The organism is Streptomyces sp. NRRL B-24572, assembly GCF_002156145.1.
Lineage (GTDB): Bacteria > Actinomycetota > Actinomycetes > Streptomycetales > Streptomycetaceae > Streptomyces > Streptomyces vietnamensis.
Genome location: NZ_MWIG01001008.1, coordinates 325 through 530, shown reverse-complemented (window position 1 = coordinate 530; position 206 = coordinate 325).

Here is a 206-nt window from a genome sequence, read left to right as displayed (position 1 = left end):
GCCGAGCACGCGTCCGTCACGGGGGCGGGTCAGTGCGGCCATGGTGGGCTCCTTCGGAGTCGGTCCGGGAGCCGCTCCTCCGGGCTCCCGATGACTCCATACTGCTGCCGCAAAGGGGGATGAAGCGTCCGTCTACGGTGCGATCGGGACCCTGGAAATCTTCGGGGTCGCACCCTGAGAAGCCCGACCCGGCCTGCTCCTCCGGC